2 protein-coding genes are annotated in these 3,155 nt (G+C 47.4%); one reads left to right on the forward strand and one right to left on the reverse strand.

What is annotated here, in order from left to right:
• The coding region (locus QUA16_RS30460; protein WP_333107975.1) for an N-acetyltransferase family protein at positions 1-575 on the forward strand (575 nt) is incomplete at its 5' end.
• Between the two features lie 260 nt (positions 576-835).
• On the opposite strand, the gene QUA16_RS30465 is transcribed toward QUA16_RS30460, so the two are convergent.
• Entirely contained in the window at positions 836-2,749 is a 1,914-nt protein-coding gene (locus QUA16_RS30465) for a heavy metal translocating P-type ATPase (RefSeq protein WP_333107977.1), read from the reverse strand.
• Positions 2,750-3,155 lie beyond the last annotated feature (406 nt).

The following is a 3,155-nucleotide window of genomic DNA, read 5'->3' on the forward strand; positions in this document are numbered from 1 at the left end:
AGTCAACAGTCAACAGTCAACAGTCAACAGTCAACAGTCAACAGTCAACAGTCAACAGTCAACAGTCAACAGTCAACCCAACGATGAAAATCCGCGACGCAGAAGAAAGCGATTTGCCAGCAATTGTCCAAATATACAACGCAGCAATACCGGGCAGAATGGCCACAGCAGATTTAAAACCAGTCTCAGTCGAAAGCCGCCTTCCGTGGTACAGAGAACACTCCCCCAATTCCTGGCCGATTTGGGTAATGGAATCAGAACAAAATATTGTTGGCTGGCTGAGTTTTCAGATTTTCTACGGACGCGCTGCCTATCAGCATACAGCAGAAGTTAGCATCTATGTTGCACCCGATCGCCAACGCTGCGGAATCGGACAAAATTTATTGCAATCGGCAATTGTGCGGAGTCCAGAATTGAAGCTTAAAACTCTCATAGGAATAATTTTTGCTCACAATCAGCCGAGTATAAGATTGTTTGAGAAATTTGGCTTTCAGCGGTGGGGATATCTGCCACAAGTTGCCGAACTTGACGACATTGAAAGAGATGTCGTAATTCTGGGTTTGCGTTGTCTGTAGGGACTTAGGCGAGAACCTTTCATCGTGTCAACTTAGCATTAAATGTAGTACCGGTCTGCTGTTTGACAATATAGGCCCCGATCCCCCCTAGCCCCCCAGGGCTAGAATCTTGTCCCCCCTTGTTAAGGGGGGTTAGGGGGGATCTAGGCTTCGATATAAACAAGAGAGACGGTTAGTTTAACCTTAAATTGTCACCAATGGGGTTGGCCTGGGAACGCATTTCACTCTTGCTATGCCTCGATTTTAGCGGTTTTTCGTGTCTAATTTCTCAGGAGTCGCAAACCGCTTAAGGTTACTATTACTGTAGAGCCTTCGTGACCGATGACGCCAAAAGGCATGGTGATATTTCCGAAAAAATTAGCCGCTAATAACAGCACAATGCAACTGAGTGCAAAAACAATGTTTTGTTTGACAACACTTTGAGCGCGGCGGCCTAAACTAATGGCTTTAGCTAGTTGCTCCAATTTATCTGCCATTAATACGATATCAGCAGTTTCTAAAGCAACATCGCTGCCGGAAATCCCCATCGCAATGCCCACGGAAGCTTGAGCGAGGGCGGGGGCGTCGTTGATGCCGTCTCCTACCATTGCTACAGTTTGATACTGGGTTTGCAGTTGTTTAATTGCCTGCACTTTGTCTTCTGGCAAAAGTTCGGCGTACACTTCTTTGATGCCTAATTGACGCGCGATGTGTTGAGCTGTTTGCTCGTTGTCGCCTGTTAGCATAATTATATGTTCTACGCCTAATTTTTGCAAGCGTTTTACTGTTGCTGCTGCTTCGGGGCGGAGGGTATCTGCTACTGCAATGATTCCCAAAAGTTCATCGCTTTTTGCCACCCAAACAACGGTTTTACCTTCGGCTTGCAACTGCTGGCTGATTTGAGCTAATTCGGAAGTTGCTTGGACAAAATTGGCTTTACCAATGGCAATGATTTGATTGTTGACTTTGCCGACAATTCCTTGACCGATTTTTGCTTGTACGTCGGTAGCAGTTGATAATTGTAACTGTTGCTGCTGGGCGGCGCTGACAATTGCAGAGGCGATCGCGTGTTCGGAATGAGCTTCTAGGGCTGCAGCCAATTGCAGAACTTCTGTTTCAGTATATCCGGCTGCTGGTACAATTTGGATAACTTCGGGTTTTCCCGTGGTGAGTGTTCCGGTTTTGTCAAAGGCGATCGCTCTGACTTTACCAATCATCTCTAATTGCGCCCCACTTTTAAACAAAATTCCCTGTCTCGCCCCGTTAGCAATTCCCGAAAGCAGCGCCGGCATAATCGAAGCCATCAGCGCGCAGGGGGATGCGACTACTAGGAAAATCAGCGCCCGATAGATTGTCTCTTCCCAATTCCAGCCCAAAACAAAGGGCGGTAAAGTTGCGAGAAGCAAGCCTAAACCGACAATTAATTTGGCATAACCGCGCTCAAATTTTTCCACAAACATTTGAGAAGGTGGCGCTGCTGTTTGCGCTTCTTGAACCAGCCGAATCACTCGCTGAATCAAGCTGCTTTCTGGAGTTTTATGCACTTCGAGTTTCAGCGCGCCGACACCGTTAATTGTACCTGCATAGACTTCATCGCCGCTGGTTTTCTCCACGGGCATCGATTCGCCGGTAATCGAGGCTTGATCGATCGCACTGTAGCCTTCAATAATTATCGCATCTGTGGGGATGATTTCTCCGGGCTTGACTAAAATGTAATCGCCAATTGCCAATTTGTCGATCGCAACTTCTCGTTCCCCGCCGTACATTACCACCCTAGCAGTATCCGCCGTCAAACTCATCAAACTGCGGATGCTGCGTTCAGTCCGCTGCATAGCATAACCTTCAAGGGCGCCGCTAATTGCAAAGATTAAAATCAACACCGCACCGTCAACAATTAAATGATATTCTTGCCGCCATAGCCCCAAACAGGCCGCACCCAAAGCAGCGACAATCATTAACAAATCTACATCTAATTCGCGTTCTTGAAAAAGCGTAGTTAAGCCTTCGCGGGTACTGGAATAGCCGCCGATAACATAAGCTGCGGGTAAGATTAACACGGCTACACCCAGCCAGCCGAATTGCAGGGCTAGGGAACCCAAGATTACTAAAATTCCGCACAGGGCGGCAGTCACAGCATCTGGATGTTCTTCTGCGAGGCGCCAGAGGCGAGAAATGGGGAGGGAATTGGGAGTCATTGGGGAAATTGATTTGGTAGATGACTCCTTTAGCCTAAACCTTGACATTAGTGTCAATGTCAAGAGTGAAACCAAAATAAATCCAGCATCAACTCGCCCCTCGTTGAGTACCAGAGTCCGACAGTCCGACAGGGAATGAATTCCCTGTCTCATAGCGCAAGTCCTCTGAAAGAGGACTGAAGATAGCTGAGAATTGAATTTAATGTTTCAGTCGGTTTTAACCGACTTCTGCTATGAGACGGGGAATTCATTCACTCCTAGGACTGTGGGTGAATGCGTGGGATTTCAATCACTCCTAGGACTGTGGGTGAATCTCAAGGCCCTCGCCTTCAACTTGTCATTCGTTACATCCGACAGTCCGACAGGGAATGAATTCCCTGTCTCATAGCGTAAGTCCTCTGAAAGA

This window comes from Microcoleus sp. S13_C3, from assembly GCF_036700905.1.
GTDB lineage: Bacteria > Cyanobacteriota > Cyanobacteriia > Cyanobacteriales > Microcoleaceae > Microcoleus.